Origin of the sequence: Pseudomonas marincola, assembly GCF_900116605.1 — a bacterium.
GTDB lineage: Bacteria > Pseudomonadota > Gammaproteobacteria > Pseudomonadales > Pseudomonadaceae > Aquipseudomonas > Aquipseudomonas marincola.
Genome location: NZ_FPBC01000011.1, coordinates 88,988 through 114,058 on the forward strand (window position 1 = coordinate 88,988; position 25,071 = coordinate 114,058).

25 protein-coding genes and 1 pseudogene are annotated in these 25,071 nt (G+C 57.7%); 12 read left to right on the plus strand and 14 right to left on the minus strand.

The genetic code is table 11. The annotated features are described in order from the left end of the window. Positions 1–23: 23 nt before the first annotated feature. A complete protein-coding gene (yejK, locus tag BM395_RS17140; RefSeq protein WP_069901167.1) occupies positions 24–1,031 on the plus strand; it encodes a nucleoid-associated protein YejK in 1,008 nt (335 codons plus the stop codon). Between the two features lie 240 nt (positions 1,032–1,271). Here yejK and BM395_RS17145 read toward each other — a convergent pair whose 3' ends face one another. The 7 genes and pseudogenes from BM395_RS17145 to BM395_RS17175 all read right to left on the minus strand — a co-directional run bounded on the left by BM395_RS17145 (position 1,272) and on the right by BM395_RS17175 (position 7,436). Then, positions 1,272–2,207, minus strand: a complete 936-nt coding sequence (locus BM395_RS17145) for a glutathione S-transferase family protein (RefSeq protein WP_069901165.1) — start codon at positions 2,205–2,207, stop codon at positions 1,272–1,274. A gap of 66 nt (positions 2,208–2,273) precedes the next feature. Then, the gene (locus tag BM395_RS17150; protein WP_170860616.1) at positions 2,274–2,600 is read right to left on the minus strand and encodes a GIY-YIG nuclease family protein; all 327 of its coding nucleotides are present in this window, start codon (positions 2,598–2,600) and stop codon (positions 2,274–2,276) included. Position 2,601: 1 nt separating this feature from the next. Further along, positions 2,602–3,108, minus strand: coding sequence for a nuclear transport factor 2 family protein (locus BM395_RS17155; protein WP_244529003.1), 507 nt, complete (start codon positions 3,106–3,108; stop codon positions 2,602–2,604). A 132-nt stretch (positions 3,109–3,240) separates the two neighbouring features. After that, entirely contained in the window at positions 3,241–4,005 is a 765-nt protein-coding gene (locus tag BM395_RS17160) for an amino acid ABC transporter ATP-binding protein (protein ID WP_069901159.1), read from the minus strand. Between the two features lie 10 nt (positions 4,006–4,015). Next, on the minus strand, positions 4,016–5,113 hold the full coding sequence (locus tag BM395_RS17165; RefSeq protein ID WP_069901157.1) for an amino acid ABC transporter permease: 1,098 nt from the start codon (positions 5,111–5,113) through the stop codon (positions 4,016–4,018). Between the two features lie 10 nt (positions 5,114–5,123). After that, positions 5,124–6,309 (minus strand): annotated as a pseudogene (locus tag BM395_RS17170) (amino acid ABC transporter permease). Positions 6,310–6,407: 98 nt separating this feature from the next. Then, complete coding sequence (locus BM395_RS17175) at positions 6,408–7,436, minus strand: amino acid ABC transporter substrate-binding protein (RefSeq protein WP_069901153.1); 1,029 nt, start codon at positions 7,434–7,436, stop codon at positions 6,408–6,410. A 486-nt stretch (positions 7,437–7,922) separates the two neighbouring features. Between BM395_RS17175 and BM395_RS17180 the strand changes: the two genes are divergently transcribed. From BM395_RS17180 to aspT, 4 genes are all read left to right on the plus strand, one after another. Then, positions 7,923–8,582: an alpha/beta hydrolase gene (locus tag BM395_RS17180; RefSeq protein WP_090514097.1), complete on the plus strand. Its 660-nt coding sequence runs from the start codon at positions 7,923–7,925 to the stop codon at positions 8,580–8,582. Between the two features lie 322 nt (positions 8,583–8,904). Beyond that, positions 8,905–9,843, plus strand: a complete 939-nt coding sequence (locus BM395_RS17185; protein WP_090514100.1) for a GGDEF domain-containing protein — start codon at positions 8,905–8,907, stop codon at positions 9,841–9,843. A gap of 169 nt (positions 9,844–10,012) precedes the next feature. Next, positions 10,013–11,467, plus strand: coding sequence for an ATP-dependent RNA helicase RhlB (gene rhlB, locus BM395_RS17190; protein ID WP_069901281.1), 1,455 nt, complete (start codon positions 10,013–10,015; stop codon positions 11,465–11,467). Between the two features lie 248 nt (positions 11,468–11,715). Continuing rightward, positions 11,716–13,407 carry an aspartate-alanine antiporter gene (gene aspT / locus BM395_RS17195; RefSeq protein ID WP_090514103.1) on the plus strand — a complete coding sequence of 564 codons (1,692 nt, stop codon included), beginning with the start codon at positions 11,716–11,718 and terminating at the stop codon, positions 13,405–13,407. A 79-nt stretch (positions 13,408–13,486) separates the two neighbouring features. Here aspT and BM395_RS17200 read toward each other — a convergent pair whose 3' ends face one another. Continuing rightward, a complete protein-coding gene (locus tag BM395_RS17200) occupies positions 13,487–13,720 on the minus strand; it encodes a DUF3079 domain-containing protein (RefSeq protein WP_075723392.1) in 234 nt (77 codons plus the stop codon). Between the two features lie 221 nt (positions 13,721–13,941). Here BM395_RS17200 and BM395_RS17205 point away from each other — a divergent pair, with 221 nt between their 5' ends. Together BM395_RS17205 and BM395_RS17210 are read left to right on the plus strand one after the other, a co-directional pair. Then, positions 13,942–15,276: a TrkH family potassium uptake protein gene (locus BM395_RS17205; protein WP_090514220.1), complete on the plus strand. Its 1,335-nt coding sequence runs from the start codon at positions 13,942–13,944 to the stop codon at positions 15,274–15,276. After that, complete coding sequence (locus tag BM395_RS17210; RefSeq protein WP_069901146.1) at positions 15,266–15,943, plus strand: potassium channel family protein; 678 nt, start codon at positions 15,266–15,268, stop codon at positions 15,941–15,943. Before BM395_RS17205 ends, BM395_RS17210 begins: the two co-directional genes overlap by 11 nt. Before the next feature lie 150 nt (positions 15,944–16,093). Here BM395_RS17210 and moaE read toward each other — a convergent pair whose 3' ends face one another. The 5 genes from moaE to dmeF all read right to left on the minus strand — a co-directional run bounded on the left by moaE (position 16,094) and on the right by dmeF (position 20,128). Next, complete coding sequence (moaE, locus tag BM395_RS17215; RefSeq protein WP_090514106.1) at positions 16,094–16,549, minus strand: molybdopterin synthase catalytic subunit MoaE; 456 nt, start codon at positions 16,547–16,549, stop codon at positions 16,094–16,096. A 2-nt stretch (positions 16,550–16,551) separates the two neighbouring features. Beyond that, positions 16,552–16,800, minus strand: coding sequence for a MoaD/ThiS family protein (locus BM395_RS17220; protein WP_069901143.1), 249 nt, complete (start codon positions 16,798–16,800; stop codon positions 16,552–16,554). Then, positions 16,797–17,282, minus strand: a complete 486-nt coding sequence (gene moaC / locus BM395_RS17225) for a cyclic pyranopterin monophosphate synthase MoaC (protein ID WP_090514109.1) — start codon at positions 17,280–17,282, stop codon at positions 16,797–16,799. The genes BM395_RS17220 and moaC overlap by 4 nt, the downstream gene beginning before the upstream one ends. Positions 17,283–17,413: 131 nt before the next feature. Next, positions 17,414–18,805, minus strand: a complete 1,392-nt coding sequence (locus BM395_RS17230; protein ID WP_069901139.1) for a PhoH family protein — start codon at positions 18,803–18,805, stop codon at positions 17,414–17,416. Positions 18,806–19,162: 357 nt separating this feature from the next. After that, complete coding sequence (gene dmeF / locus BM395_RS17235) at positions 19,163–20,128, minus strand: CDF family Co(II)/Ni(II) efflux transporter DmeF (RefSeq protein WP_090514112.1); 966 nt, start codon at positions 20,126–20,128, stop codon at positions 19,163–19,165. Positions 20,129–20,266: 138 nt separating this feature from the next. Between dmeF and yaaA the strand changes: the two genes are divergently transcribed. From yaaA to BM395_RS17255, 4 genes are all read left to right on the plus strand, one after another. Then, positions 20,267–21,046 (plus strand): peroxide stress protein YaaA, encoded by a 780-nt coding sequence (yaaA, locus tag BM395_RS17240; protein WP_090514115.1) that lies wholly within the window; start codon positions 20,267–20,269, stop codon positions 21,044–21,046. Positions 21,047–21,139: 93 nt separating this feature from the next. Continuing rightward, positions 21,140–21,604 carry a multidrug transporter gene (locus BM395_RS17245; protein WP_090514119.1) on the plus strand — a complete coding sequence of 155 codons (465 nt, stop codon included), beginning with the start codon at positions 21,140–21,142 and terminating at the stop codon, positions 21,602–21,604. 126 nt (positions 21,605–21,730) lie between these two features. After that, entirely contained in the window at positions 21,731–22,564 is an 834-nt protein-coding gene (locus BM395_RS17250; RefSeq protein ID WP_090514123.1) for an SDR family oxidoreductase, read from the plus strand. Beyond that, complete coding sequence (locus BM395_RS17255; protein ID WP_090514126.1) at positions 22,561–22,974, plus strand: hypothetical protein; 414 nt, start codon at positions 22,561–22,563, stop codon at positions 22,972–22,974. Before BM395_RS17250 ends, BM395_RS17255 begins: the two co-directional genes overlap by 4 nt. Positions 22,975–23,021: 47 nt before the next feature. Here BM395_RS17255 and BM395_RS17260 read toward each other — a convergent pair whose 3' ends face one another. After that, entirely contained in the window at positions 23,022–23,927 is a 906-nt protein-coding gene (locus BM395_RS17260; RefSeq protein WP_090514129.1) for a DMT family transporter, read from the minus strand. A 238-nt stretch (positions 23,928–24,165) separates the two neighbouring features. Here BM395_RS17260 and BM395_RS17265 point away from each other — a divergent pair, with 238 nt between their 5' ends. Continuing rightward, positions 24,166–25,056, plus strand: a complete 891-nt coding sequence (locus BM395_RS17265) for a helix-turn-helix domain-containing protein (RefSeq protein ID WP_090514132.1) — start codon at positions 24,166–24,168, stop codon at positions 25,054–25,056. Positions 25,057–25,071: the final 15 nt, after the last annotated feature.

Below are 25,071 nucleotides of genomic sequence, written 5' to 3' on the forward strand. Positions count from 1 at the left end.
TGTAGATTTTCACGAGAGTTCTCATGCCGATCCGTCACTGTATCGTCCACTTGATCGACAAGAAGCCAGACGGCAGCCCAGCCGTATTGCACGCCCGCGATACCGAACTGGAAGCCTCGCAAGCCATCGAAAACATGCTCGCCGACCTCAACGAGAGCTACAACGCCAAGCAAGGCAAGGCGTGGGGTTTCTTTCATGATGAGTCCGGCGCTTACCCTTTCAGTGGCTGGCTGAAACTCTATATGGACGGCGGCAGCGACTTCACCGCGTTCAGTCGCCAGGCAGTTGAACACCTGCAAAAGTTGATGGAAGAGTCCAACTTGTCGGTCGGTGGCCACGTGTTGTTTGCTCACTACCAGCAAGGCATGACCGATTATCTGGCCATCGCCCTGCTCCATCACAGCGAAGGCGTAGCCGTCAGCGACAGCCTGGATGTGACGCCAGCCAAGCATCTGGACCTCGGCCAATTGCACCTTGCCGCACGGGTCAATATCTCGGAGTGGCGCAACAATTCCAGCTCCAAGCAGTACATCTCGTTCATCAAGGGCAAGAACGGCAAGAAGGTATCGGAGTACTTCCGCGACTTCATCGGTTGCCAGGAAGGCGTCGACTCGCCGAGCGAAACCCGAACTCTGCTCAAGGCATTCAGCGACTTCGTCGAAAGCGAAGACCTGCCCGAAGAGCAGGCCCGCAGCAAGACCGACACGCTGGTCGATTACGCCACCAGCCAGGCCAAAATTGGCGAGCCGATGACGCTTGAGGCGCTGTCTGGTCTGATCGACGAGGAACGCCCTAAAGCGTTTTACGACCACATCCGCAACAAGGATTACGGCCTCTCGCCAGAGATTCCGGCAGATAAGCGCACCCTCAACCAGTTCCGCCGTTTCACTGGTCGTGCCGAAGGCTTGTCGATCAGCTTTGAAGCGCACCTGCTGGGCTCCAAGGTCGAATACGACGAGGCGCAGGACATCCTGACCATCCGCAACCTGCCGACCCAGCTCACCGATCAGCTGAAGCGCCGCAAAGACTGATCAGACTGCTGGAACTGCGCACATATGAACCCCGAGTCCGGTTGGCTGGCCTCGGGGTTTGTGCTTCTGGGATTGGCTATTGGGCAGCGCCATCGCCTGAATGCCGGCAACCCAACTGAGCGGCAAAGACTCGCCCCGAAACGCTCGCACTGAAATGCAAAACCCGATTTCAGCTGACTGAAATCGGGTTCTTGGTAATGCAGACAAACCGCCCGCTATCGCCATGCAACTAGCAACGTATCACGCCGGCTTGATCTGAAAACCAAAGCGCGGGAAGTGCACGTTTACCGAACCGGCGCGTGGGTCTTCGCGGCGCAGGATCAGTTCTTCGCTGCCGCTGAACAGCAATTCGCCGGCCACAGGATCGACGCCGTAATCAGTGGCGGCAATAGTGACCTGCTGACCAGCCTTGAAGCCGTTCGGGTCGCTGAAAGACTCTTCCGGCAAGGCCGCTGCGCTGGCTTCACGGGCAACGCCGATGGCTTCTTCGCCGCTCATTTCGCTCATTGAGCCGTGGCCGAAACCGAGTACCCGATCAAGCCACGCCACCACGTCCGGATAGGCATCAACCAGTGGTGAGGTGACGGGCGTGGCGCGCAGGAACCACAGCGCATGCGCCATCGAGAAATCAGCAACGCTAGGCTCGCCAAACAGGTAATCACCCGACTGCGCTGCCAACTGTGCTTGCAGGCGCTGCATGATGGTCGGCCATTGGTGCTTGGCTTGCTCAACACTCAGGCGTTGCGCCGAGCCGCCGGTGAACAGCGCGGTGCGGTCTTTGACAAATGCCTGCAAGAACTCTGGCGGCACCTGGGCAAACCGCACGGCAATCGACTCGGGCTGAAACACCAGGCTCACGGCATGCTGAAACACCACGGTGTCTACCCATTGGGCGAAACTTGCGACCGCAAATTCCGCTTCAGCCGGGTGCAGCGCCGGTGTGGCTTTTTCTGCATCCAGACGACGGGCGATCAGCGCGGTATCGCAATAGATGTCGGCGCCGACTTGCAGCACCGGGGTTTTGCGGTAGCCACCGGTCAGAGCCAACAGGTCGTCTTTAGGCATGATTGGCGGGATCATTACCGAACGCCATGAAAGCTGTTTGAAGCCGAGCATCAAACGGGTTTTTTCGGCGAACGGTGAGTTCGGGTAGTGGTGCAAAATCAATTCGTGCATGACCAACTCCGCAAGGCTGAATCCAAACCTTGAGCTTACGCGGCACGCTGCCATCGGCCTAGTCGTTTAGGCTGATGGCGCCTCATCAGTCGTGACTATGGCCAAAGCGTCCTCAACCAACGCCTCCTTGGCGGCCTTGCTCAAGCGCTTGATTGCCCGCTCGCGGCGCAACGCATCGCCTTTGCTCGGGCAAAGCTCGGTATACACCAAGGCAACGGCCGGGCTTGAGCAAAAGAAACGCGCGCCTTTGCCGCTCTGGTGCTTGATGAAACGCCGTTGCGGGTCATCGCTGATGCCGCAGTAGAGCGCACCATTGGCGGCGCGCACCAAGTACACGAACCAGTCTTTGATGACCGCTGCGGCGGGTTGCTGGATGTCTGTCACTTCTGCCAAATCACTTAGCCCTGCGCGCAGCCTGAAATTGCCCAAGGCCTTTGGCCGCCTGAGCGCGGATGGCTTTCTGCACTGGCGGCAGCCAGCCGATCAGCAGACCTTTGAAACCCAGCGCCTGACGCGCCCAGCCCCAGAGATTGAAATGATCGTGATGCTCAGCGATCTTGCCCTGCTTGAACACAAAGCGCGCCTCAACGTGATTGACCACGGTATTGCCGGTTTGGCTGAACAGATAACGGGCGGTCCAGGTGGCGCGACCTTGCTGATCATCTGCCTGTACATCGGCGAACGTGACGCTGAACTCCTGCGCGCGCGACGTCAGCATGCGCCACATATCGGCCGCATTTTCACCACGCAAACCGGTAAATACCGGGTCGCTGAACTGCACATCGGCGCTGTAACAGCTGGCCATCGTCTCAGCATCCAGCGCTGCAAACGCCTGATAAAAGCGCGTGATCAATTCGGCGTTGGGATGCATGTCGCTGCCAGGCGCGCAAGTCGGGGTCATAGTGTGGAGCGCTCGCAAAAAGTGTCGACGCGGGTAGCGTCCGATTTGGCACGAGTTTACGCGAAGCCCGGCGATTTGCGGCCACAAAAAAGGGAGTCTTGCGACTCCCTTATAGTTACAACTGCCAGTGGATCAATGCAGGATCTGGCTGAGGAACAGTTGCGTGCGCTCGTTTTTCGGATTGGTGAAGAAGGTGTCCGGCTCGGCTTCTTCGACAATCTCGCCACGGTCCATGAAGATCACCCGGTTGGCAACGGTGCGCGCAAAACCCATCTCGTGCGTTACGCAGAGCATGGTCATGCCGTCTTCTGCCAGGCCGATCATGGTGTCGAGTACTTCCTTGACCATTTCCGGATCGAGTGCCGAAGTCGGCTCATCGAACAGCATGATTTTAGGCTTCATGCACAGCGCACGGGCAATCGCCACACGCTGCTGCTGACCACCGGAAAGCTGGCCCGGAAACTTGTCGGCCTGCTCCGGAATCCGCACGCGCTCCAGATAATGCATGGCCACTTCCTGCGCTTCACGCTTGGGCATCTTGCGCACCCACATCGGCGCCAGCATGCAGTTCTGCAGCACGGTGAGATGCGGGAACAGGTTGAAGTGCTGGAACACCATGCCGACTTCGCGGCGTACTGCTTCGATCTGCTTGAGGTCGTGAGTCAGTTCAGTGCCGTCCACCACGATGCGGCCCTGCTGGTGTTCTTCCAGTCGGTTGATGCAACGAATAGTCGTCGATTTACCTGAGCCGGAAGGGCCGCACAAAACGATACGCTCACCGGCCTTGACGTCCAGATTGATGTCTTTGAGCACGTGGAACTGGCCGTACCATTTGTGTACGCCCTGCATCAGGATCATGCCTTCTGCAGCCTCAGGCTTTTTAATTGCTTCACTCATGGGTTAGCTCCTAACGCTTATGGCCAGTGTCCAGCTTGCGCTCCAGATGCATGGAGTAGCGGGACATACCAAAACAGAAAATCCAGTAGACCAATGCAGCAAACACGTAACCCTCGGTGGACATGCCTAGCCAGGCGGGGTCGGTGGTTGCTTGCTTGATGCTGTTAAGCAGATCGAACAGGCCGATGATGATCACCAGACTGGTGTCTTTGAACAGCGCGATGAAGGTGTTGACGATGCCCGGAATCACCATTTTCAGCGCTTGCGGCAGAATCACCAGGCCCATTGAGCGCCAGTAGCCAAGGCCCATTGCAGCAGCGGCTTCGTACTGACCTTTGGGAATGGCTTGCAGGCCACCGCGCACCACTTCGGCGATATAGGCCGACTGGAACATGATGACGCCGATCAGCGCACGCATCAGTTTGTCGAAGCTCATGCCTTCCGGCAGGAACAGCGGCAACATGACCGATGACATGAACAACACGGTAATCAACGGAACGCCACGCCAGAACTCGATGAACGTCACGCAGATAACCCGGATGGCGGGCATTTCCGAACGCCGTCCGAGCGCCAGCATGATGCCCAGCGGCAAGGCACCGGCAATCCCGACCGCTGCAATTACCAGCGTCAGCATCAGGCCGCCCCAACGGGTAGTCGGCACCACGCTCAGGCCCAGCGCACCACCGTGCAGCAGCCAGTAGGCCAGCAGCGGATAGATGATCAGGAAAGCGATGCCGTACAAGGCTTTGCGTGGCATTTGCGGCACGAACAATGGCGCTGCGCCGATGATTGCCGCCCAGAGCGTCAGGTCGACACGCCAGCGCAATTCACTCGGGTAGAAGCCATACATGAACTGGCCAAAACGCTGCTGAATAAACACCCAGCAGGCGCCCTGCCCCGTGCAGTCTGCGCGGGTAGTGCCGACCCAGTCGGCATCGAAGAATGCCCAATTGAGCAGTGGCGGAACGATCAGCCAGACCAGATAAATAGCCAACAGGGTCAGCAGGGTGTTGAACACGCCCGAGAACAGGTTGCTACGCATCCAGCCGATTACACCCACGCTCATGCGCGGTGGTGGCAGATCCGGTTTAAACGTATGGGTTTGCATGGGCTGCTCCTTACCGCTCGATCAGCGCGATGCGCTTGTTGTACCAGTTCATCAACAACGAGATGCTCAGGCTGATCGCCAAGTACACGCTCATGGTGATGGCAATGACTTCAATCGCCTGTCCGGTCTGGTTAAGCACCGTGCCGGCAAACAGCGAAACCATATCGGGATAACCGATACCGGCTGCCAGCGAGGAGTTTTTGGCGAGGTTGAGGTACTGACTGGTGAGTGGCGGGATGATCACCCGCAATGACTGCGGAATAACCACCAAGCGCAAGGTCTTGCCGGGCGTGAGGCCCAGCGAGCGCGCGGCTTCTGTCTGGCCATGGCTGACGGCCTGAATCCCCGAGCGCACGATTTCGGCGATGAACGCTGCGGTATAGATACTCAGCGCCAACGTCAGCGAGATCAGCTCCGGGATCATCACCCAGCCGCCACGGAAGTTGAAGCCCTTGAGCTCAGGGATTTCCCAGGTGAATGGGTTACCGGCCAGCAGAATGGTCAGCCCGGGGATCGCCACCAACAACACCACCGAGGTGATGAATGTCGGAAACGGCTGCCCTGTCGCCTCAAAACGCTTACGCCCCCAACGCGCCATCAGGATCACGCCGATGATGGTAATCACCAACGCCGCCAAAAACGGCACGAAGCCATCCGTTGCCGAAGGTGAAGGCAGGTACAGCCCGCGATTGTTGAGGAAGAATGTTCCACCTACGTCAAGGCTCTGGCGCGGGCTTGGCATGGCCAGCATGACCGCGAAATACCAGAAGAAAATCTGCAACAGCGGGGGGAATATTACGAAACGTCTCGATGTAGATCGTGGCGAGTTTCTGCACCAGCCAGTTGGGTGACAACCGGGCAACACCGAGAATAAAACCGAGAATGGTTGCCAGCACAATACCGATCCCGGAGACCAGTAAGGTGTTGAGCAAGCCGATGACAAATACCCTTCCGTAGGAATCTCGTTCGGTGTACTCAATCAGGTGTTGAGCAATACCAAAGCCGGCACTGTTATTGAGAAAGCCGAAACCGGAAGTAATACCGCGTTTGTCCAGGTTGGTCTGGGTATTGTCGAACAGATACCAGCCCAGCGCGACGACCGCGATAACCGCCAGAATTTGAAATAGCCACGCGCGTACCTTGGGATCGGTCCAGACCGAGCCACGGGTACGAGAGGCATTTGCATTTGTTTGCATATGAGCCCTCAGTGAATCCTGCGCCGACTCACACCGACGCAGAATCCAGTAGATCAGAACAACGGTGGCACCTCAGGACGAGGTGCCAGCCTGGATGATCAGCGCACCGGCGGTGCGTATTGGAGACCACCTTTGTTCCAAAGGGCATTGAGGCCACGTTCGATTTTCAGCTCGCTGCCTGAACCGACGTTACGCTCAAAGCTTTCACCGTAGTTACCCACTTGCTTGACGATTTTAACCGCCCAGTCTTTAGGCAACTTGAGGTCTTTACCGAACTCACCTTCAGCGCCCAGCAAGCGAGCGATGTCAGGGTTCTTGGTCGACTTGGCCATTTCTTCGACGTTCTTCGAAGTGATGCCCAGCTCTTCAGCGTTGACCATGGCGAACAGCGACCAACGTACGATGTCAAACCACTCCTCGTCACCTTGACGAACTACAGGGCCCAGAGGCTCCTTGGAGATGACTTCAGGCAGAACTACGTACTCTTCAGGAGCGGCCAGCTTGATGCGCTGTGCGTAGAGTTGCGATTGGTCGGAGGTCAGAACGTCGCAGCGGCCGGCTTCAACCGACTTGGCGCTTTCATCAGAAGTATCGTAAGTGATTGGGGTGTACTTCAGGCCATTGGCACGGAAGTAGTCCGAAAGGTTCAGCTCAGTGGTTGTACCCGCCTGAATACAAACGGTTGCACCGTCGAGTTCTTTGGCGCTGGAAACACCGAGTTTCTTGTTAACCAGGAAACCCTGACCGTCGTAGTAGTTCACGCCGGCGAAGTTCAGGCCCAGACCCGAATCACGCGAGCTGGTCCAGGTGGTGTTACGCGAAAGCATGTCAACTTCGCCAGACTGCAGCGCGGTGAAGCGCTCTTTGGCGGTCAATGGGCTGTACTTAACTTTGCTGGCATCGCCAAATACAGCGGCTGCCACAGCACGGCACACATCAACGTCCAGGCCCAGGTAGTTACCCTTGGCATCGGCGTAGGAGAAGCCAGGCAACCCGTCGCTGATACCGCACTGCACGAAGCCTTTCTTCTGTACTGCATCAAGGGTAGCGCCCGCATGCGCGAAGCTGCTTACGCCTAAAACGGCTGCAGTTGTCAGAATTGCCAGGGTGGATTTCACCATCTTCATTAAAACCTCCAGTTGCTTTTGTTGTGTTTGGAGTCTCGGCCCTATCACCGTACCCTTATGGGGCAGGAAAATCACGCAGGCAGCAACGTGATCAACCGGGAGTCGGACCTCAGCCTGAGTTTAGTTGCCGATGCCCTCATCAGCCAAAACTTCAAGCTCCGTCCATTGGTCGAATGGACGAGAGACGGATAGCCTTTTGCCCAACATCAAACGATTTATCGCTTGTGCTCGGCGAACCGTTGGAAACCCCATCAATCAGCTTCCCGTCTGTTCCGATCCCAGTAGCATTACAGCCTTGGCACTACCGGGATGCGTTACCAGTCCAGATAGTTATAGCAAGGCCCGTACCAGCGCTGTGCCTGTTGCACAATACGGGTAGGTCAAGCGTAATACTTGCATGCGTGCGACATATTTTTTATAGATTTGACATGCCTCGCAAAACAATATGCACCATTAAAGCACCGCCGCACCAAATTGGAGCCACATATGCACGACCCATTGATACTTCACCCAGCCAAAGACGCTGACGCCTGCGTTATTTGGCTGCACGGTTTGGGGGCAGACAAGTACGACTTCTTGCCCGTTGCTGAAGCACTGCAAGGCCAACTGCTCAGCACCCGGTTTGTCTTGCCGCAAGCGCCGACTCAGGCGGTGACCGTGAATGGCGGTTGGGCAATGCCCAGTTGGTACGACATTCTGGCAATGAGCCCTTCGCGGGCGATCAATCACGAGCAACTCGAAGCGTCTGCACAGATGCTCATCGGCCTGATTGAGGCGCAGCGTGACAGCGGAATCAATCCGGCGCGGATCTTTCTGGCGGGCTTTTCCCAGGGCGGCGCAGTGGTTCTGCACACCGCATTTTTACGCTGGGCCGGCCCCTTGGGAGGCGTGTTGGCGTTGTCCACGTACGGGCCAACATTGGCGGGCGATCTGAGCATTACGCCGGACAAGAAAAACCTCGCCACCTGCTGCCTGCATGGCGCACAGGACGACGTCGTGCTGCCCGCCATGGGCCGCGCAGCTTACGACTGGCTGACCGAGCGCGGGGTGCAAGCGACCTGGCAGGAATACCCGATGAGCCACGAAGTGATCCCGGCGGAGATAGCCGATATCGGCCGCTGGTTGAGCACCCAACTGAGTGCTTAAGTAACCGCTCGTCGTAAAAGTGATACCAAATAGCCACCAAAGGATTTCAACGCACTCTTGCCACCCGGAGCGCGTTGAAAATTCCGCCACCACCGCGCTAGACGCGTTCTCCCCCGCCGCTACCGACGCTGGCGTTAATTGCTCTGTGATGACCTGTGAAGCAGCGCACACTCGCCCAAATACCGCTCAGCGAGCCGTGTCTTTGCCGTGGTTGTCAGATCAATTCGCTCGGCTAGCATTGCTCAAAGCCAATCAAGGCAAACATCCGGCAGTCGAGGTTACAGGTCGATGCTGGCGATCTCACCCAATCGTATTTGAAACCATGAAAACGGCGAACTGGCAGGCAAGCCTGCAAACCCTCCAGCAGTTGCAGTTGTTCAGCAGTATCGCCAGCCACAGCCTTTCGGCAGTGTTGGATGAGTTTCACGCCTACGATCTCAACAAAGGTGAAGTCTTGCTGTCGCCCGCCAAGAGCAATCCCTATCTGTACGTGGTGCTGGAGGGCAAACTCGATGTGCATATCGACTCGGTGGACAACCTGCCGGTGTGCACGCTGAATGTCGGCGACTGTGCGGGCGAGGTCAGCTTTATTGATAGCGCCTGCCCGAGCGCTTATGTGATCAGTAAAAAAACCAGCCGCGTGCTGCGCCTGCATCGAGACGCGGTGCTGGTACTTTGCCAACAATCGCCGGCGCTGATGCAGAACCTGCTCCAGCAACTCGCCAAACGCCTGCGCGATGGCAACCGCCGCCTTGTCGACAGCGAACTGCACGCCAACATCGACAGCCTCACGGGCGCCTATAACCGGCGTTGGCTTAACCGTAATTTCCAGCGCGAAATCACCCGCTGCGCCTTCGACAAAAAACCGCTTAGTCTGCTGATGCTGGATGTCGACTATTTCAAGGAATACAACGATCAGCACGGTCATCTGGCCGGCGACTATGCCCTGTGTTTGCTCTCACATACGTTGCGCAACCAATTACGCACGCGTGATTGCCTGGTGCGTTATGGCGGCGAAGAATTTGTGATCCTGCTTCCAGAGCTGGAACTGCAGGATGCCAGCGTGATTGGTGAGCGCTTGCGCGAAAGCCTTGAACGAATTCCGGCCTTTTACTCGCCGGTTGGCATGCTGCCAGGCATTACAGTATCAATCGGGATGACGTTAGGCGCTGCGGACGACACAGTGCAAAGCATGCTGGCGCGGGCAGACAGTGCGCTCTACCGCGCCAAACAAGCGGGTCGTAATTGCATCAGTGCCTGAAACCGCAGCCTCAGCAGGCCATGAAAAGCGCCGTTTTATCGCCCGGCAGCACCCGTTGAGCCAGCACATAACACCCGAAAAGCAAACTTGCAAGCTGGAACACTTCGCCGCGCAAGCTTCTTGCTTTACACTGGTGCGGTTCATTACTTAACCAATTGACGAGATGACCGTGCTCAAAGCACTTAAAAAGATGTTCGGCAAAGCCGAGGGCCAGTCCAACAGCCCAGCCAGTCAGCCTGCACAATCTGTAGCGCCCCAGACTGAAGAAAAATCCCAGCGCAGCACGTTCGACTCATCCTCTGCTGCTGCCAATGCGCCTGCACCTGCTGCCCAGGCCAAAACTGCTGCACGCAAAGACCCAGCCAAATCCGCAAAACCTCGCCGCCAGCGCGCACCCAAGCCGGTTGATAACTGGAAGCTTGAAGACTTCGTGGTCGAGCCTGCCGAAGGCAAGACCCGCTTTCATGACTTCAAACTTGCTCCCGAGCTGATGCACGCGATCCATGACCTTGGCTTCCCGTATTGCACACCGATTCAGGCTGAAGTGCTGGGTTTTACCCTCAATGGGCAGGATGCAATCGGTCGCGCGCAAACCGGTACCGGTAAAACCGCCGCCTTCCTGATTTCGATCATCACCCAGTTGCTGCAAACGCCGCCGCCGAAAGACCGCTACATGGGCGAGCCACGCGCACTGATCATCGCGCCGACGCGTGAGTTGGTGGTGCAGATCGCCAAAGACGCCGCCGACCTGACCAAATACGCCAACCTCAATGTCATGAGTTTTGTGGGCGGTATGGACTTCGACAAACAGCTGAAGCTGCTGGAATCGCGTTTCTGCGACATTCTAGTCGCGACCCCAGGCCGCTTGCTCGACTTCAACCAGCGCGGCGAAGTGCATCTCGACATGGTTGAGGTGATGGTGCTCGATGAAGCCGACCGCATGCTCGACATGGGCTTCATTCCGCAGGTTCGCCAGATTATCCGCCAAACCCCGATGAAGTCCGAGCGCCAGACACTGTTGTTCTCTGCGACGTTCACCGACGATGTAATGAACCTCGCCAAACAATGGACGACCAACCCGGCCATCGTTGAAATCGAGCCGGAAAACGTCGCCAGCGACACCGTGGAACAACACGTTTACGCCGTTGCCGGCAGCGACAAGTACAAGCTGCTGTACAACCTGATCGCCCAGAACGACTGGATTCGCGTGATGGTCTTTGCCAACCGCAAAGATGAAGTACGCCGTATCGAGGAACGCCTGACCCGCGACGGCATCAGCGCCGCGCAAATGTCCGGCGACGTGCCGCAGCACAAACGCATCAAGGTTCTCGAAGGCTTTCGCGAAGGCAGAATTCGCGTACTGGTTGCAACCGACGTAGCCGGTCGCGGTATCCACGTCGATGCCATCAGCCACGTGATCAACTTCACCCTGCCGGAAGATCCGGACGACTACGTACACCGCATTGGCCGTACGGGCCGTGCAGGCACCAATGGCACCTCGATCAGCTTTGCCGGTGAGGACGACGCCTACGCCCTGCCGCCAATCGAGGAGTTGCTGGGCCGCAAAATCGCCTGCGAAATGCCGCCTGAAGAACTGCTCAAGCCGGTACCGCGCAAGCACTGATTGCGCAGTAACAACCAAGGCGAAACCTCAAGGTTTCGCCTTTTTTTGTGCCTGTTAATTGCCCACAGCGCAAACCGGGCGCCAGCTTGCCATCGCTATTCGCCGAGGCTGCTCAGGCGCTAAGGCAATAAACAGTGGCCACCTTCCCGTTACGCAATAAAGCTATAAATTGCCCTGCCGCTGCAACCAAGCGCATCTATGCTTGGAGAACGTAACTGCATCGATTCCTTTCCTGTGAGACTTATTGAATGCTCGACTTTCTCCTTAACGCATTGCGTTCTGCTCCCGAGACGGCAGTTTTCCTGACGATTGCTTTGGGGGTGCTGTTGGGCCGGATTCATATTGGCAGCTTCCACCTAGGCTCGGTCGCAGGCGCCCTGCTGGTGGGTTTGCTGGTGGGCCAGATAGGCCTCGAAGTTCCGCATGTTCTGAAGTCAGTGTTTTTCGTCATGTTCATCTACGCCGTGGGTTTCAAGAGCGGCCCGGAGTTTTTTGGCAGCTTGAACAGCGGCACCCTGAAGCTGGTGATTCTCTCGGTGGTGCTCTGCGCAACCGCATTGGCGATGATTTTGCTGATGTTCTACGTGTACAAATTCGATGCAGGCTTTACCGCAGGTCTGGGCGCTGGTGCCCTGACGGACACGGCGATCATGGGTACGGCGAGCAGCGCGATTAACCAGCTCGGCCTTGATCCGGCCGAGGTGGCCAAACTCAACAGTCACATGGCCGTTGCCTACGCGATTACCTACCTGTTCGGCACCATCGGCCTGATTGTGTTTGTTGGCAGTGTGGCGCCCAAACTACTCGGTGTAGATCTCAAGGCCTCAGCGCGCGAACTGGAACTGGAGCTGGGCATCGCCAAGGATGAAGACGCCATCACCATTCCCTACACGCGCATTGTGGTGCGCGCGCATCAGGTGTTGGCAGGCGGCAATGCGGACGGCAAGAGCATTGCAGATATCGAAAAACTGCACACTGCGCTCAGCGTCGAGCGGGTGGTTCGCGATGGCAAGATCATCGAACGTGACAGCCGCTTCGTGCTCAAAGGCGGCGATATTGTCGGCGTTTACAGCCTGCGCGAAGCGGTGAGTTCGCTCACCGAATGGGTCGGCCCCGAGGTCGATCATGAAGAGTCGATGTCGTTCCCGACGCGCTCGGTCGATATCATTCTGACCTCCGCCGAATTCGCCGGTAAAACCCTGCATGAAATTCGCTCGAAGCTGACGGCGGCTGATCGTCTGGGCTGCTTTCTGAATGACATCACGCGTCAGGGTTATCCCCTGCCGCAACTGCCCAACACGCAAATTCGTCGCGGTGATGTGATCTCGATTACCGGCCGCACCAGCAGTGTAGAGGCGCTGGCCAATCGCTTGGGGCGCATCCGCGAGAGCAATTACAAGAGTGACATCGCCGTGCATGCATTGGGCATGGTAATCGGTTCGCTGCTGGGCATGCTGTCTGCGCACGTCGGTATGATTCCGGTCGAGCTGGGCGTCGGCGGCGGCGTGCTGGTCACCGCATTGGCTATTGGTTGGTATAACTCGCGCCACCCTGAAATCGGCGCGCTACCGCCCGCTGCTCAGTGGGCCTTCTCCGAGTTCGGCCTCACTGCTTTCGGCGCTGTAGTTGGTCTGCTGGCTGGCCCGCAAGCCATTACCGCCATGCAGGAACATGGCGTTTCGCTGTTGTTGTCCGGTGTTGTGGTAACGCTGGTTCCGCCGATTGTGGCCCTGTACTTCGGCCGTTACATATTGCGCCTGCACCCAATGATTCTGTTTGGCGCACTGGCTGGCGCACAAACCGAAGCAGCGTCGATGAACAAGATCATCGACGCGTCCGGCAGCAATACGCCGGTAATCGGTTTCACCGTGTGTTACGCCATTTCCAACGTGCTGCTGGCCGTGTGCGGGCCAATCATCATCTTTATCGCGGCAGGCTGAATCGCCCTAACCGCTAAAAACAAAAACGCCCGATGCAGCCAAGCATCGGGCGTTTTTCATTGCATGAGCGTCACACCGGCTAAACGGCTGGTAATTCGACCACGGCTATCTTGCGCACGGCAGGCGTGGGCGGTTCCGAGACTGAGATGCCCCAGTCGCCATGCTCATACCAGTCATCCCCTAGCATCTCCGCCGGGTGCATGGTGCGATCAGAGCCGTTGCCACAATCGAGTGACTGACTTGAGCAGTAGCGGTCACATCCCCAGCAGATGCGCTCAGGATGCTTGGGATGCAAGGGGAAAGACTTGGCCATGTGCCAATACCTGAAAGGGTCATTGAAACTCAGTTTAATCCGATCCTGGCACTTGACCCTTGATGCAGATCAACCGCAGTTAATCGCCAACACAGACCGAAATTGCGCTGCCGATGCCCTTGATACATAGGCTATATTGATGCGCAGGATTGCCACATTGTTGCGGGCCAGGCTTGGTGATGCTGAGCCGTTCAGGCCACATTTTTAAAGGATTGAAGACTTTGCGGCGCAATACACTGCAGCACCCGACACGGCTGGTACCGCTGACTTTTCTCGCCGCAATCGCGCTGGGCACACTGGTATTGATGCTGCCGGTCTCGCATACCGACAACCTCAGCGTGCCGCTGCTCACGGCCTTGTTCACCGCCGTTTCAGCGGTTTGCGTGACCGGGCTGAGCGTGGTGGATACCGCGGTGTACTGGTCTGGCTTTGGTCAGGCCGTGATCCTGATTCTGTTCCAGATTGGCGGCTTGGGCATCATGACCGGCGCTACATTGCTGGGCATGCTGGTGAGCAACCGCATGCAACTCAGCCAGCGCCTGATCGCGCAAAGTGAAATCCGCTCACTGGGCCTTGGCGATGTGGTCGATGTGCTGAAGATGATCCTGATCGTCACCGTCAGCGTCGAGTTGGTGGTCGCAGTGATACTCACCATAGATCTGCACTTCAGCTACAACGAACCCTGGCTTACCGCGCTGTGGAACGGGGTTTTCCACTCCGTTTCGGCGTTCAACAACGCAGGTTTCTCGACCTACTCAGACAGCCTCATGCGCTTCGAGTCCAGCCCCGTTGTGGTGCTGAGCATTACCTCCTCGCTGCTGATTGGCGGCCTGGGTTTTCCGGTATTGCTGGAAATATTCCGTCAGGGCAGCCAGACCAAAACATGGTCGATCCATACGCGAATCACCCTGATCGGCACCGCTATTCTTTTGATCGGCGGCACCGTGGCGATTCTGGCCTATGAATGGAGCAACCCGAACACTCTCGGCCCGCTGAGTTGGTGGGACAAATTTCTCGGCGCGTTCTTTCACTCGGCAACCGCGCGCACCGCAGGCTTCAACACTCTGGACATTGGCGAAATGCACGCCGTGACGCTGGTGGTCAATTATGTGCTGATGTTCATCGGCGGCGGCAGCGCAGGCACGGCGGGCGGGATCAAGGTCACCACCTTCTTCTTGCTGCTGTTCGTGGTCTGGGCCGAGATTCGCGGCAACGCCGACACCACTGCATTCAATCGCCGCATTGCTTATGAAACCCAGCGTCAGGCGCTGGCGATTGTGCTGCTGAGCGCCGCAGTGGTGTCAGTTGCGACGATCATTTTGCTCAGCGTCACGTCTTTCCAATTGCAGGACGTGTTGTTTGAAACCATTTCGGCCTTCGCCACGGTCGGCATGACCACCGGCATCACCCCAGACTTGCCGCCCTCTGGCCAGTTGGTGATTATCGTGCTGATGTTCATCGGCCGCGTTGGCACCATCACCGTGGCGGCAGCGCTGGCGTTGCGCTCAAGCACCACACCTTACCGCTACCCGGAGGAACGTCCCCTTGTTGGATAAACTGTTCTCGACCAAACACAGCGACAGCTTTGCCGTCATCGGCCTCGGCCGTTTTGGTTCCGCCGTGGCTGAATCCCTGATTGCCCTCGGCCATGATGTGCTGGGTATCGATCAGGATGAAGAGCATGTGCAGCGTTGGTCCGACCGGCTGACGCATGTGGTGCAAACCGACAGCACCAATATCGACGCTCTGCGCCAACTCGGGCTGGGTGACTTTCAGCATGTGGTGGTCGGGATTGGCAGCGATCTTGAAGCCAGCGTGCTGACGGTTCTGGCGCTGCATGAGCTTGGCGTCAAAGACATCTGGGCCAAGGCCATGAGCAATCGCCACGGCCACATTCTAGAGCGCACTGGCGCCGATCATGTGGTTTACCCGGAAGCAGCAATGGGCTCTCGTGTGGCGCATTTGGTGACTGGCAAGATGTTCGAGTTCATCGAGTTCGACGATGGTTTTGCCCTGGCCACCACTGGCGCGCCGCCGGAGACGATTGGCAAGACGCTGGCCGAGTCCGACATTCGCGCCAAGTACGACGTGACAGTCATCGGCATCAAGCGCCCACGCAGTGATTTCGTTTACGCCGTGCCCGAAACCGTGGTCAATCAGGGCGATCAACTGGTGATAGCTGGCGCAACGCCGCTGCTTGAGCACTTTGCCGGCCTGACCTGAATCAGGCTGAGCGCCAAGAGCAGCTGGCAGGAAAGAGCTAACGGTTTAAGCCGCCGCGCTGACTTTATGAGTCGATCCAACGCGCGGCATCACACAGGCACTTACAGGGTTGCAGTAGAGCGCAGGCTCAGCGCTCAGGTGATTCGGCGTTCAGCTTTGCTTCCAGCGCTCGGCGGCGTCCTGATCGCTGCAACGGCCTTCGACCCAGCGCGGGCCTTCGCTGGTGTCTTCTTTCTTCCAGAACGGCGCGCGGGTTTTCAGGTAATCCATGATGAACGCGCAGGCATCAAAAGCGGCCTGACGGTGGGCGCTGGTGGTGCCGACAAACACAATGGGCTCGCCCGGTTCCAGACGACCAATGCGGTGGATAATTTCGACGTTGATCAGCGGCCAGCGCTGGCTGGCTTCATCGGCTATTTTGCCCAGCGACTTTTCAGTCATGCCGGGAAAGTGTTCAAGGAACATCCCAGCCACCTCACGGCCTTCATTGAAGTCACGCACGTAGCCAACAAAGCTCACCACCGCACCGATGCCGACGTTGCTGGCGTGCAGGGCATTGAGTTCCACGCCCGGGTCAAATGTCGCCTGCTGAACTCGAATCGCCATGCTCAACCTCCGGTTACGGTCGGGAAGAACGCAACTTCGTCGCCCTCCTCCAGTGGCTCGTCCAGGCTGCACAACTCCTGATTGCGTGCGCACATCAGATTCTGCTCGCCAAGCACGTCCCATACGCCGCCACGGGCCAGCAAGAACAGGCGCAATTGATCAACCGTGGTGAACTCACCGCTGTCACGCAACTGCTCGCCATCCAGACCGAGGGCCTCACGGTAGCGTGCAAAATACTGCACCCGAATCATGCCGAGGCTCCTTCTTCGTCTGCCTTGAAATGGCCGCTCTTGCCGCCAAGTTTCTCCAGCAACCGCACATTCTCGATGGTCATGCCACGATCAACTGCCTTGCACATGTCGTAGATGGTCAGCGCGGCAACACTGGCAGCGGTCAGTGCTTCCATCTCGACGCCGGTCTGTCCGGTGAGCTTGCAGCGCGCCTGAATGCGCACGGTGTCGGCGCCTTCGGCCGTCAGCTCCACCTTGACGCTGGTGAGCATCAACGGGTGGCACAGCGGAATCAGATCAGAGGTTTTCTTGGCCGCCTGAATACCCGCAATCCGGGCGACAGCGAATACATCACCTTTGGGATGGTCGCCTTCAACAATCATCTGCAGGGTTTGCGGGCGCATACGCACACGCGCTTCGGCAACGGCTTCGCGCACGGTTTGCGACTTGTCGCTGACATCAACCATGTTGGCACGGCCTTGGGAGTCGAGATGGGTTAGCACGGTCTTGCTCCATACGGGTGTAGCCCGATTGTAAACCCGCGAGTCAGGTTTAAGCATCCTCCTCTGCACGCAAACAGCCCGACATTGCGTCGGGCTGATGGTTAATGCAGATGAAACAACGGGGTTCAGCGTTACATATTGCCTTCGGCGTATTCCGCCAACAGCGAACGCGGCACGCCTTGCAAGGTGATGTGCACGCCGTGGGAGAAGTCTTTGAAGCGCTCCGTGAGGTAAGTCAGGCCCGAACTCGGGGCGGACAGATAAGGGGTATCAATCTGCGCCAGGTTACCCAGGCAGATCACCTTGGAACCCGCACCGGCACGGGTGATGATGGTTTTCATCTGGTGCGGGGTGAGGTTCTGGCATTCGTCTATCAGGATCAGGCTTTGCTGGAAGCTGCGCCCGCGGATGTAGTTGAGTGATTTGAACTGCAGCGGGACTTTTTGCAGGATGTAGTCGACGCTGCCGTGGGTGTTCTCATCGTCCATGTGCAGGGCTTCGAGGTTGTCGGTGATGGCGCCCAGCCAAGGCTCCATTTTTTCGGCCTCGGTGCCGGGCAGGAAGCCGATTTCCTGATCCAGCCCCTGCACGCTACGGGTGGCGATAATGCGCCGATAGCGCTTGCTGACCATGGTCTGCTCAATTGCCGCCGCCAGCGCCAGGATGGTTTTACCGGAGCCGGCTGCACCAGTCAGGTTGACCAGATGAATATCCGGATCAAGCAGCGCATACAGTGCCAGCGCCTGATGAATATCACGTGGGCGCAGGCCCCATGCTTCCTGATGCATCAGCGGTTCCTGATGCAGGTCGAGAATCAGCATCTCGCCGTCTTCGACACCCTTGATCCAGCCGACGAAGCCTTGCTCGTCAACAATGAACTCATTGATATGCACAAACGGCAAACTGTCGGTGAGCTGCACACGGTGCCAGGTGCGACCGTGATCCTGACGCGTCTCAACCTTGCTCACGCCATCCCAGAACGAGCCTTCCACGCTGTGATAGCCCTTGGGTAGCAGCGAGATGTCATCAACTAGTTGGTCAGTGTGATAGTCCTCGGATTCAAGGCCGCAGCCGCGAGCCTTGAGGCGCATGTTGATGTCTTTGGTGACCAGCACCACATTGAAGCCGGGCCGACGCGTTTTCAGCTCGACCAGTTGGTTGATGATTTTGTTGTCGTTGAGGTCTTCCGGCAGCCAGGTAACCGGCGTCGCGCTCTTGCTCATGAGAATCGACAGGAAACCGCAGGCGCCACTCTTTTCGCGTTCGATCGGAACGCCGTGTTCTATCTGTTCAGGTGAAGCACTACCGAGAATTTTGTCGATCAAACGAATCGCCTGACGGCACTCGGCCGCCACACCCTGCTTGCCAGTTTTAAGCTTGTCCAACTCCTCCAGAACAGTCATGGGAATTGCAACGTGGTGCTCTTCAAAATTGAGCAGCGCGTTGGGGTCGTGAATCAGCACATTGGTGTCGAGAGCGTAGAGGGTTGGAGCGGTGGGCTTGATGCGTCCGTGGTCATCCATACTCGTTCACCTTCTGGTAGAAGCCAAGCAACGGCGCTGGGTTTGCGCTGCGTTGCACAGGGCCGCCAAACTTCTCAGGGGGCGGCTGAGAAGACTGCAAGCAAGGTGAGGGCCAAAAGTCGCCACCTGTCTGCAGGGTTCGGCGTCCCTTTCTTGATACTCCAAAAAACATGACAGTTAAACGACATTTCACTTTTTTTAAGTTTATTTGTCGACTCGACGAATAGCGCTTGGCGATACGCTGCAGCATGGGTAAAGTCGATAGTCCACCCTCTGCAAAAACAGCTCAAAAATCATCATTTTTACGCTGTTCGTTGCGCCAGTTCACAGCTTCTCAATTTCGCCGATTTTCTCCCGTCACGCTTCACAGCGGTTGACCTCCAACGTCACGTGCACCAGCTCCTTGATCCCCGCCAACTGAGCCTTGTAGTCGTCGGCTGAAGCCTCGCCATGGGTCACCACGCTGATAATGCAGGCGTATTGCGCACGGCCGACCCGCCACAGGTGCAAATCGCTGATCTGGGTGTCCGGTTGTTGCGCCACAATGGTGCGAATTCGCGCCACAACAGGGCTGTCCATCTCACGATCGAGCAGCACTTTGGCGGTTTCAATCAGCAAGCCCTTGGCCCAGATGGCGATGATCACTGAGCCGATAACGCCCATCAGCGGATCGAGCCAGTTCCAGCCAAACAACAAGCCGCCAGCCAGCGCCGCAATCGCCGCGATGGAGGTCAGCGCGTCGGCCAGCACGTGAATAAATGCGGCATGCCGATTGAGATCACGCCCACGCTCGCCGTGATCGTGATCGTGATCGTGATCGTGATCGTGATGAGCATGACTGTGACCATGGCCGTGGTCATGCGCATGATCCTGATCGCGCAGCATCCAGGCCGACACCAGGTTCACCAAAAGGCCGATCACCGCCACCAGCAAGGCCATGTCGAAGGCAATCTGCTGCGGATGCCAGAGCCGCAACAGTGACTCAAATGCCAGCATGGCCACCACTACAACCAGCAACACCGCACTGGCAAACCCCGCGAGGACCTCAACCTTGAACGTGCCGAAGGCGAAGCGCGGGTCGTGGGCGTATTTGCGCGCCAGAAAATAAGCCAGCGCCGTCATGCCCAGCGCCACCATGTGCGACGCCATGTGCCATCCGTCGGCCAACAGCGCCATGGAGTTGTACAGGTAACCCGCGACAATCTCCACCAGCATGGTGATGCCTGTGAGCGCTGCAACACGCCACGCCTGTTGCTCTGCATGGGTTTCCAGCGGGCGGTAGTTATGGTCGGGTTCCCAGCGCGCGTGATCACAGTCGTTCATAGTTGCTCGCTTCGATGGTTGAGGCCGCGAAAACTTGTCGTTTCGAGACCGATAAGATTAAACCATCGGCGTTATAGGTGGAGCCAAACCCCCGACTCGGCCTAAAATCGCGGCCAAGACAGATTAGGAGCAGATTTTATGTTGTTGGTGATTTCCCCGGCTAAAACCCTCGATTACGAGACGCCTTCGGTAACCGAGCGTTTTACCCTGCCAGAGCACCTCGACCATGCTCAAGACCTGATCACCCAGTTGCGCGACTTCTCGCCCCAGCAGATCGCCGAGTTGATGCACCTCTCCGACAAGCTCGCCGGCCTCAATGCCGCTCGCTTCGGCAGCTGGACGACAAATTTCACCACTGAAAACGCCAAGCAGGCCCTGCTCGCGTTCAAGGGTGATGTTTACACCGGCCTCAATGCCGAAGATTTTGCCGAAGCGGATTTCGACTTCGCACAACAGCACCTGCGCATGCTTTCCGGCCTGTATGGCGTGCTGCGTCCGCTCGACCTGATGCAGCCCTATCGCCTGGAAATGGGCACCAAACTGGCCAATCCGCGCGGCAAGGATCTTTACGCATTCTGGGGCGAGCGTATCAGCGGTTGGTTGAATCAAGCGCTGTCCGAGCAAGGCGATGACGTGTTGCTCAATCTGGCTTCCAATGAGTACTTCGGCGCGGTGAAGCGTAAGGCGCTGAATGCCCGCATCATCAATACCGAATTCCGCGATTTGAAAAATGATCAGTACAAGATCATTAGTTTCTACGCCAAGAAAGCCCGTGGCCTGATGGCGCGCTACGTGATCAAGGAACGCCTGCGCGACCCGCAGGGCCTCAAGGATTTCAATTATCAGGGCTACGCTTATTCGTCAGAGCGCTCAACGCCGGACAATCTGGTGTTCCTGCGCGATCAGGCGCCCGAGTAAACGTCAGACAATATTACGGCGCCGCAAAAGCGCCGTTAGTCTCACGCCTTGTGTAGTAGGATAAATGCACGCTCTCTCACAAGGCGAAAGACCATGCTTTACGGCTCGATTCTGGTGCTCAGCTGGTTAATCCTGCTGATCCGCTACCCCAGCAAAGCGTTGCCCATTACGTTGATCGCCCTGATCGGCCTGGGCATCGTTGCCGGCGTTGTGGTGTGGCAAGAAAGCCGCGAAAACCGCCACCTGGCCAATCTCGAATTACGCCTCAGCTACGATCCTCAGCGCTGCCCTGCCGATCGCCCGCTGGCTATAGACCTGACCAACTCAAGCAGCGCCGTGCTCACCGAACTGCAATGGCAGGTGGCGGCTTATCGTCCAGGCGACAGCGTCGATCTGGCTCAGGGCCTCTACGAAGCGCCGCGCTACAGCGGGCCAGGCGACTTGCAGCCGGGCGCCAGCTGGCAACACTGCATGCCATTGCCGAACTTGCGCAGTGGGTATCGGCCCAGCAGCCTCGAGTTCAGGGCGCAACGCCTTCAAGGCAGTTTCGTGCAGTAGGGCCGCGAACATCTTCGAACAAGCAGGCAATCAAGGTTTATCCAGCCATTTGCAAACGGTACGCTGGGCACAGGGAAGCTGAACTGGCATATTCAACACCTGCCATAACAACGATAAGGATGCCGCATGACCCAGCCTGTAGCCCTGATAACCGGATGTTCCAGTGGTATTGGTCGTGCTTTGGCGGATGCCTATGGCAACGCCGGCTATAGCGTCTGGGCAACGGCTCGCAAAGCGGCGGATCTGGAGGCTCTCAGCGCAGCCGGATTCAACGCCGTCGAACTGGATGTGAATGACGCCAGCGCCATCGTCCAATTAGCGGCGCGCCTCGAGACGCAGGCGGGCGGTCTCGATGTATTGATCAACAACGCCGGCTACGGCGCCATGGGCCCGCTGCTTGATGGCGGCGCAGAGGCCATGCGCCGGCAGTTTGAAACCAACGTATTCTCACTGATCGAAATCACCCGCGCGGTGTTCCCGCTGCTGCGCCAACGCAAAGGCCTGGTGATCAATATCGGCAGCGTTTCTGGGGTGTTGGTGACTCCGTTTGCAGGAACCTACTGCGCCTCGAAAGCGGCAGTGCACGCGCTATCCGACGCCCTGCGTCTTGAGCTTGCGCCCTTCTCGATTAACGTCATGGAGGTGCAGCCGGGGGCGATTGCTTCAAGCTTCGGCGCCAATGCCAGCCGCGAGGCTGAACAACTGATCAGCGAAGGCTCGCCGTGGTGGCCGCTGCGCGAGGGGATTCGCGCCCGCGCCAACGCCTCACAAGACAATCCGACACCGGCCACAGACGTAGCCCGGGATATTCTGGCTGCCAGCCAACGCACCAATCCGCCACGTTTGCTGCGCCTCGGCAATGGCAGCCGGGCTCTGCCGCTGCTGGCCGCGCTATTACCCAAGAACCTGCTGGAGCATGCTTTGAAGAAACGCTTCGGTCTCAATAGGCAATTATCATGAAGACTTCTATCGAGCGCGTACCCTCGATGATCCACTACGCCGTGGGCGGTGTGATCGCGGCATTCGGCTTCAACCTGATGGCGCGCCTATTGCTCAAGCTCGGCGGTTTTCCGGCTACTCTGGTGGCGGCGCTCCTGACTGGTTTACTGCTGCTCATCGCGTTTCGCTGGATGCATCGCCGGCCGATGAACTGGAAAGAGCGCCTGCGTTTGGTGCTGTGCTACGCGGGGATTTTAGGCGGCCTGTATATCGGCCTGTTCGCCATGATGATGCTCAAGGAGTCACCGGGCCTTGGCGGTCAGGTGCTGTTTGTCGCGCATTACCTGATCTACCCGATTGCGCTGATTATCTGCATCTCGCCGCACTGGTCACGTCTGTTTCGCCGCAAGAAGACCACACCGGCTAAATAGCCATCGACTTGGGCGATCAATTCGCTGATCGCCCAACCGACTTAGCGCTACTGCTGTCCGCCAGCGGCTTGCAAGGCAGGCGCTGCTCGCGGTTTGCGGAACACCAGAATATTACCGAGCATGACCAGCACCAGCCCGCATAGCGCCGGCGCTGTCCATTGATAGCCCTCGACGAACACCGAAATATTCAACGCGACCACTGGGAACAGCACCGTGCAATACGCGGCGCGTTCAGGGCCCATGCGCCCGACCAAGGTCAGGTAGGCGGTAAAGCCGATCACCGAACCGGGAATCGCCAGATACAACAGTGTGCCGATATAGCGGGTGTTCCACTCGAAAGCGAACGGCGTACCGCTCACCACGCAAATGGCCACTAAAAACAGCGCGCCGTAGAACATACCCCACGCATTGGTGGTCATCGGTCGCAAGCCAGCTTTCTGCTGCAAACTCGAGAGCATGTTGCCCGCCGAAAAACACAGCGTGCCAATCACTGCCAGGCCAATCCCCAACAGTGTTTCGCGGCTGGCTTCGTGGCCGGATAGTTCGGGCCAGAACAGCAACGCCAACCCGCTCAAACCCAACGCACCTCCGAGCAGCACGTTACTGGCAATTTTCTGTTTGAAGAACACCCGCGCATTCAGCGCATTCCACAGCGTGGCGGTGGAGAAAATCACTGACACCAGCCCGCTGGGAATCCATTGGCTGGCAGTGTAGAAACACATGAAATTAATGCAGAACAAGCACAAACCCTGTGCAGCGCACACCAGATGGGCGCGGCCATGCATTTTTTGCAGGCGTCGGCTTAACAGCAAAATCGCAAACAACACGGCGGCGGCCAAGCCAAAGCGATAGGCGATGGAGGCAGGGATAGCCACCACGCCAAGTTGCAGCTTCAGGGCGATCCAGGTTGTGCCCCAAATCAGCACAGTCATCAGGTACAGCGAAATATTCATTACCCAGCTCCCATTCAATGCGCCAATTCTGCGCTGAGAGCGGTGGCTGCGCTTGCACAAACTTGCGCACTTGTGAGCGGATCACCCGGCCCGGCAACTAGCAAAATCTTGCGCTTTTTAGCCGCTGGGGGCTGGCAGACACGCATTGGCGGCGTAGCATAGTGGCAATTGGGCACCCCGAATAACCGGCCAGCACGTCATTGGCGCCGCCGTTTCGGGCCGCCTCCCAGGAAAGCGTATGCCACCCATAGAACAACTCCACGTATTTCAGAGCATGAACAGCTCACCCAATGCCCGCCTGCATCACACTGCAGAGTTGGGTGACGGGCTGTCGGCTGCGATCTGGAGTAACCATCACGACACCCGCAGCTATCTCGCGCCGAGCCATCACACGCTGTCGTGCTATCTGGCCGGTGGCACTGGCACTTTCCGCGCCGAGCGGCCGGACCAAAAAGGCGCGCCTGGCAAGCTTTGTGTGATGCCCGCCGAGCACCAATCGTCCTGGGTAATCAACGGCGAGATTCAACTGGCGCACCTGTACATCAGCCAGGAGCAATTCGCTCTTGCTGCCGTGCGCACGCTCGACCGCGAACCGCGCGAGCTGCAATTGCGTGAATCCACCTTTGTCGATGATCCGGATCAGGCCGAACGCTTCCGCCAACTGACTCAACTCAACTGGGATGAGCCAGCCGAGCGATTGCTCACCAGCAGCCTCGCCCACAGCATGCTCAGCCATGCATTGCTGTCGCAAGTCAGCCGCCGTGAAGGCCTGCAATTACGCGGCGGTCTGGCACCTGCGCACCGCAAGCGTCTGCGCGACTATATCCAGGCCAATCTTGATCAACCGCTGACACTGGGCCATCTGGCGGGATTGTGCGCGCTTTCCGAGTACCACTTTGCGCGCATGTTCAACTTGAGCTTTGGCTTGCCGCCGCATCGTTATGTGCTCAACCAACGCCTGCAACATGCGCAATTCCTGCTGCGCAGCAGCGCTCTGGAGTTTGCTGAAATAGCCCTGGCGTGTGGTTTTTCCAGTGCCAGTCATTTCAGCAATCGCTTTCGTCAGGCATTCAATGCCACGCCGAGCCAATACCGCCAAAGCGTCGCCGGCAACTCGCTGGCGCGTTAATTACCTGCAAATAAC

What these genes read in the sequence shown, in the direction of transcription:
- yejK (WP_069901167.1), top strand. Translation starts at nt 24, where the DNA reads ATGCCGATCCGTCACTGTATCGTCCACTTGATCGACAAGAAGCCAGAC.
- BM395_RS17145 (WP_069901165.1), bottom strand. Translation starts at nt 2,207, where the DNA reads ATGCACGAATTGATTTTGCACCACTACCCGAACTCACCGTTCGCCGAA.
- BM395_RS17155 (WP_244529003.1), bottom strand. Translation starts at nt 3,108, where the DNA reads ATGACCCCGACTTGCGCGCCTGGCAGCGACATGCATCCCAACGCCGAA.
- BM395_RS17160 (WP_069901159.1), bottom strand. Translation starts at nt 4,005, where the DNA reads ATGAGTGAAGCAATTAAAAAGCCTGAGGCTGCAGAAGGCATGATCCTG.
- BM395_RS17165 (WP_069901157.1), bottom strand. Translation starts at nt 5,113, where the DNA reads ATGCAAACCCATACGTTTAAACCGGATCTGCCACCACCGCGCATGAGC.
- BM395_RS17175 (WP_069901153.1), bottom strand. Translation starts at nt 7,436, where the DNA reads ATGAAGATGGTGAAATCCACCCTGGCAATTCTGACAACTGCAGCCGTT.
- BM395_RS17180 (WP_090514097.1), top strand. Translation starts at nt 7,923, where the DNA reads ATGCACGACCCATTGATACTTCACCCAGCCAAAGACGCTGACGCCTGC.
- BM395_RS17185 (WP_090514100.1), top strand. Translation starts at nt 8,905, where the DNA reads ATGAAAACGGCGAACTGGCAGGCAAGCCTGCAAACCCTCCAGCAGTTG.
- aspT (WP_090514103.1), top strand. Translation starts at nt 11,716, where the DNA reads ATGCTCGACTTTCTCCTTAACGCATTGCGTTCTGCTCCCGAGACGGCA.
- BM395_RS17200 (WP_075723392.1), bottom strand. Translation starts at nt 13,720, where the DNA reads ATGGCCAAGTCTTTCCCCTTGCATCCCAAGCATCCTGAGCGCATCTGC.
- moaE (WP_090514106.1), bottom strand. Translation starts at nt 16,549, where the DNA reads ATGGCGATTCGAGTTCAGCAGGCGACATTTGACCCGGGCGTGGAACTC.
- BM395_RS17220 (WP_069901143.1), bottom strand. Translation starts at nt 16,800, where the DNA reads ATGATTCGGGTGCAGTATTTTGCACGCTACCGTGAGGCCCTCGGTCTG.
- BM395_RS17230 (WP_069901139.1), bottom strand. Translation starts at nt 18,805, where the DNA reads ATGGATGACCACGGACGCATCAAGCCCACCGCTCCAACCCTCTACGCT.
- dmeF (WP_090514112.1), bottom strand. Translation starts at nt 20,128, where the DNA reads ATGAACGACTGTGATCACGCGCGCTGGGAACCCGACCATAACTACCGC.
- yaaA (WP_090514115.1), top strand. Translation starts at nt 20,267, where the DNA reads ATGTTGTTGGTGATTTCCCCGGCTAAAACCCTCGATTACGAGACGCCT.
- BM395_RS17245 (WP_090514119.1), top strand. Translation starts at nt 21,140, where the DNA reads ATGCTTTACGGCTCGATTCTGGTGCTCAGCTGGTTAATCCTGCTGATC.
- BM395_RS17250 (WP_090514123.1), top strand. Translation starts at nt 21,731, where the DNA reads ATGACCCAGCCTGTAGCCCTGATAACCGGATGTTCCAGTGGTATTGGT.
- BM395_RS17255 (WP_090514126.1), top strand. Translation starts at nt 22,561, where the DNA reads ATGAAGACTTCTATCGAGCGCGTACCCTCGATGATCCACTACGCCGTG.
- BM395_RS17260 (WP_090514129.1), bottom strand. Translation starts at nt 23,927, where the DNA reads ATGAATATTTCGCTGTACCTGATGACTGTGCTGATTTGGGGCACAACC.
- BM395_RS17265 (WP_090514132.1), top strand. Translation starts at nt 24,166, where the DNA reads ATGCCACCCATAGAACAACTCCACGTATTTCAGAGCATGAACAGCTCA.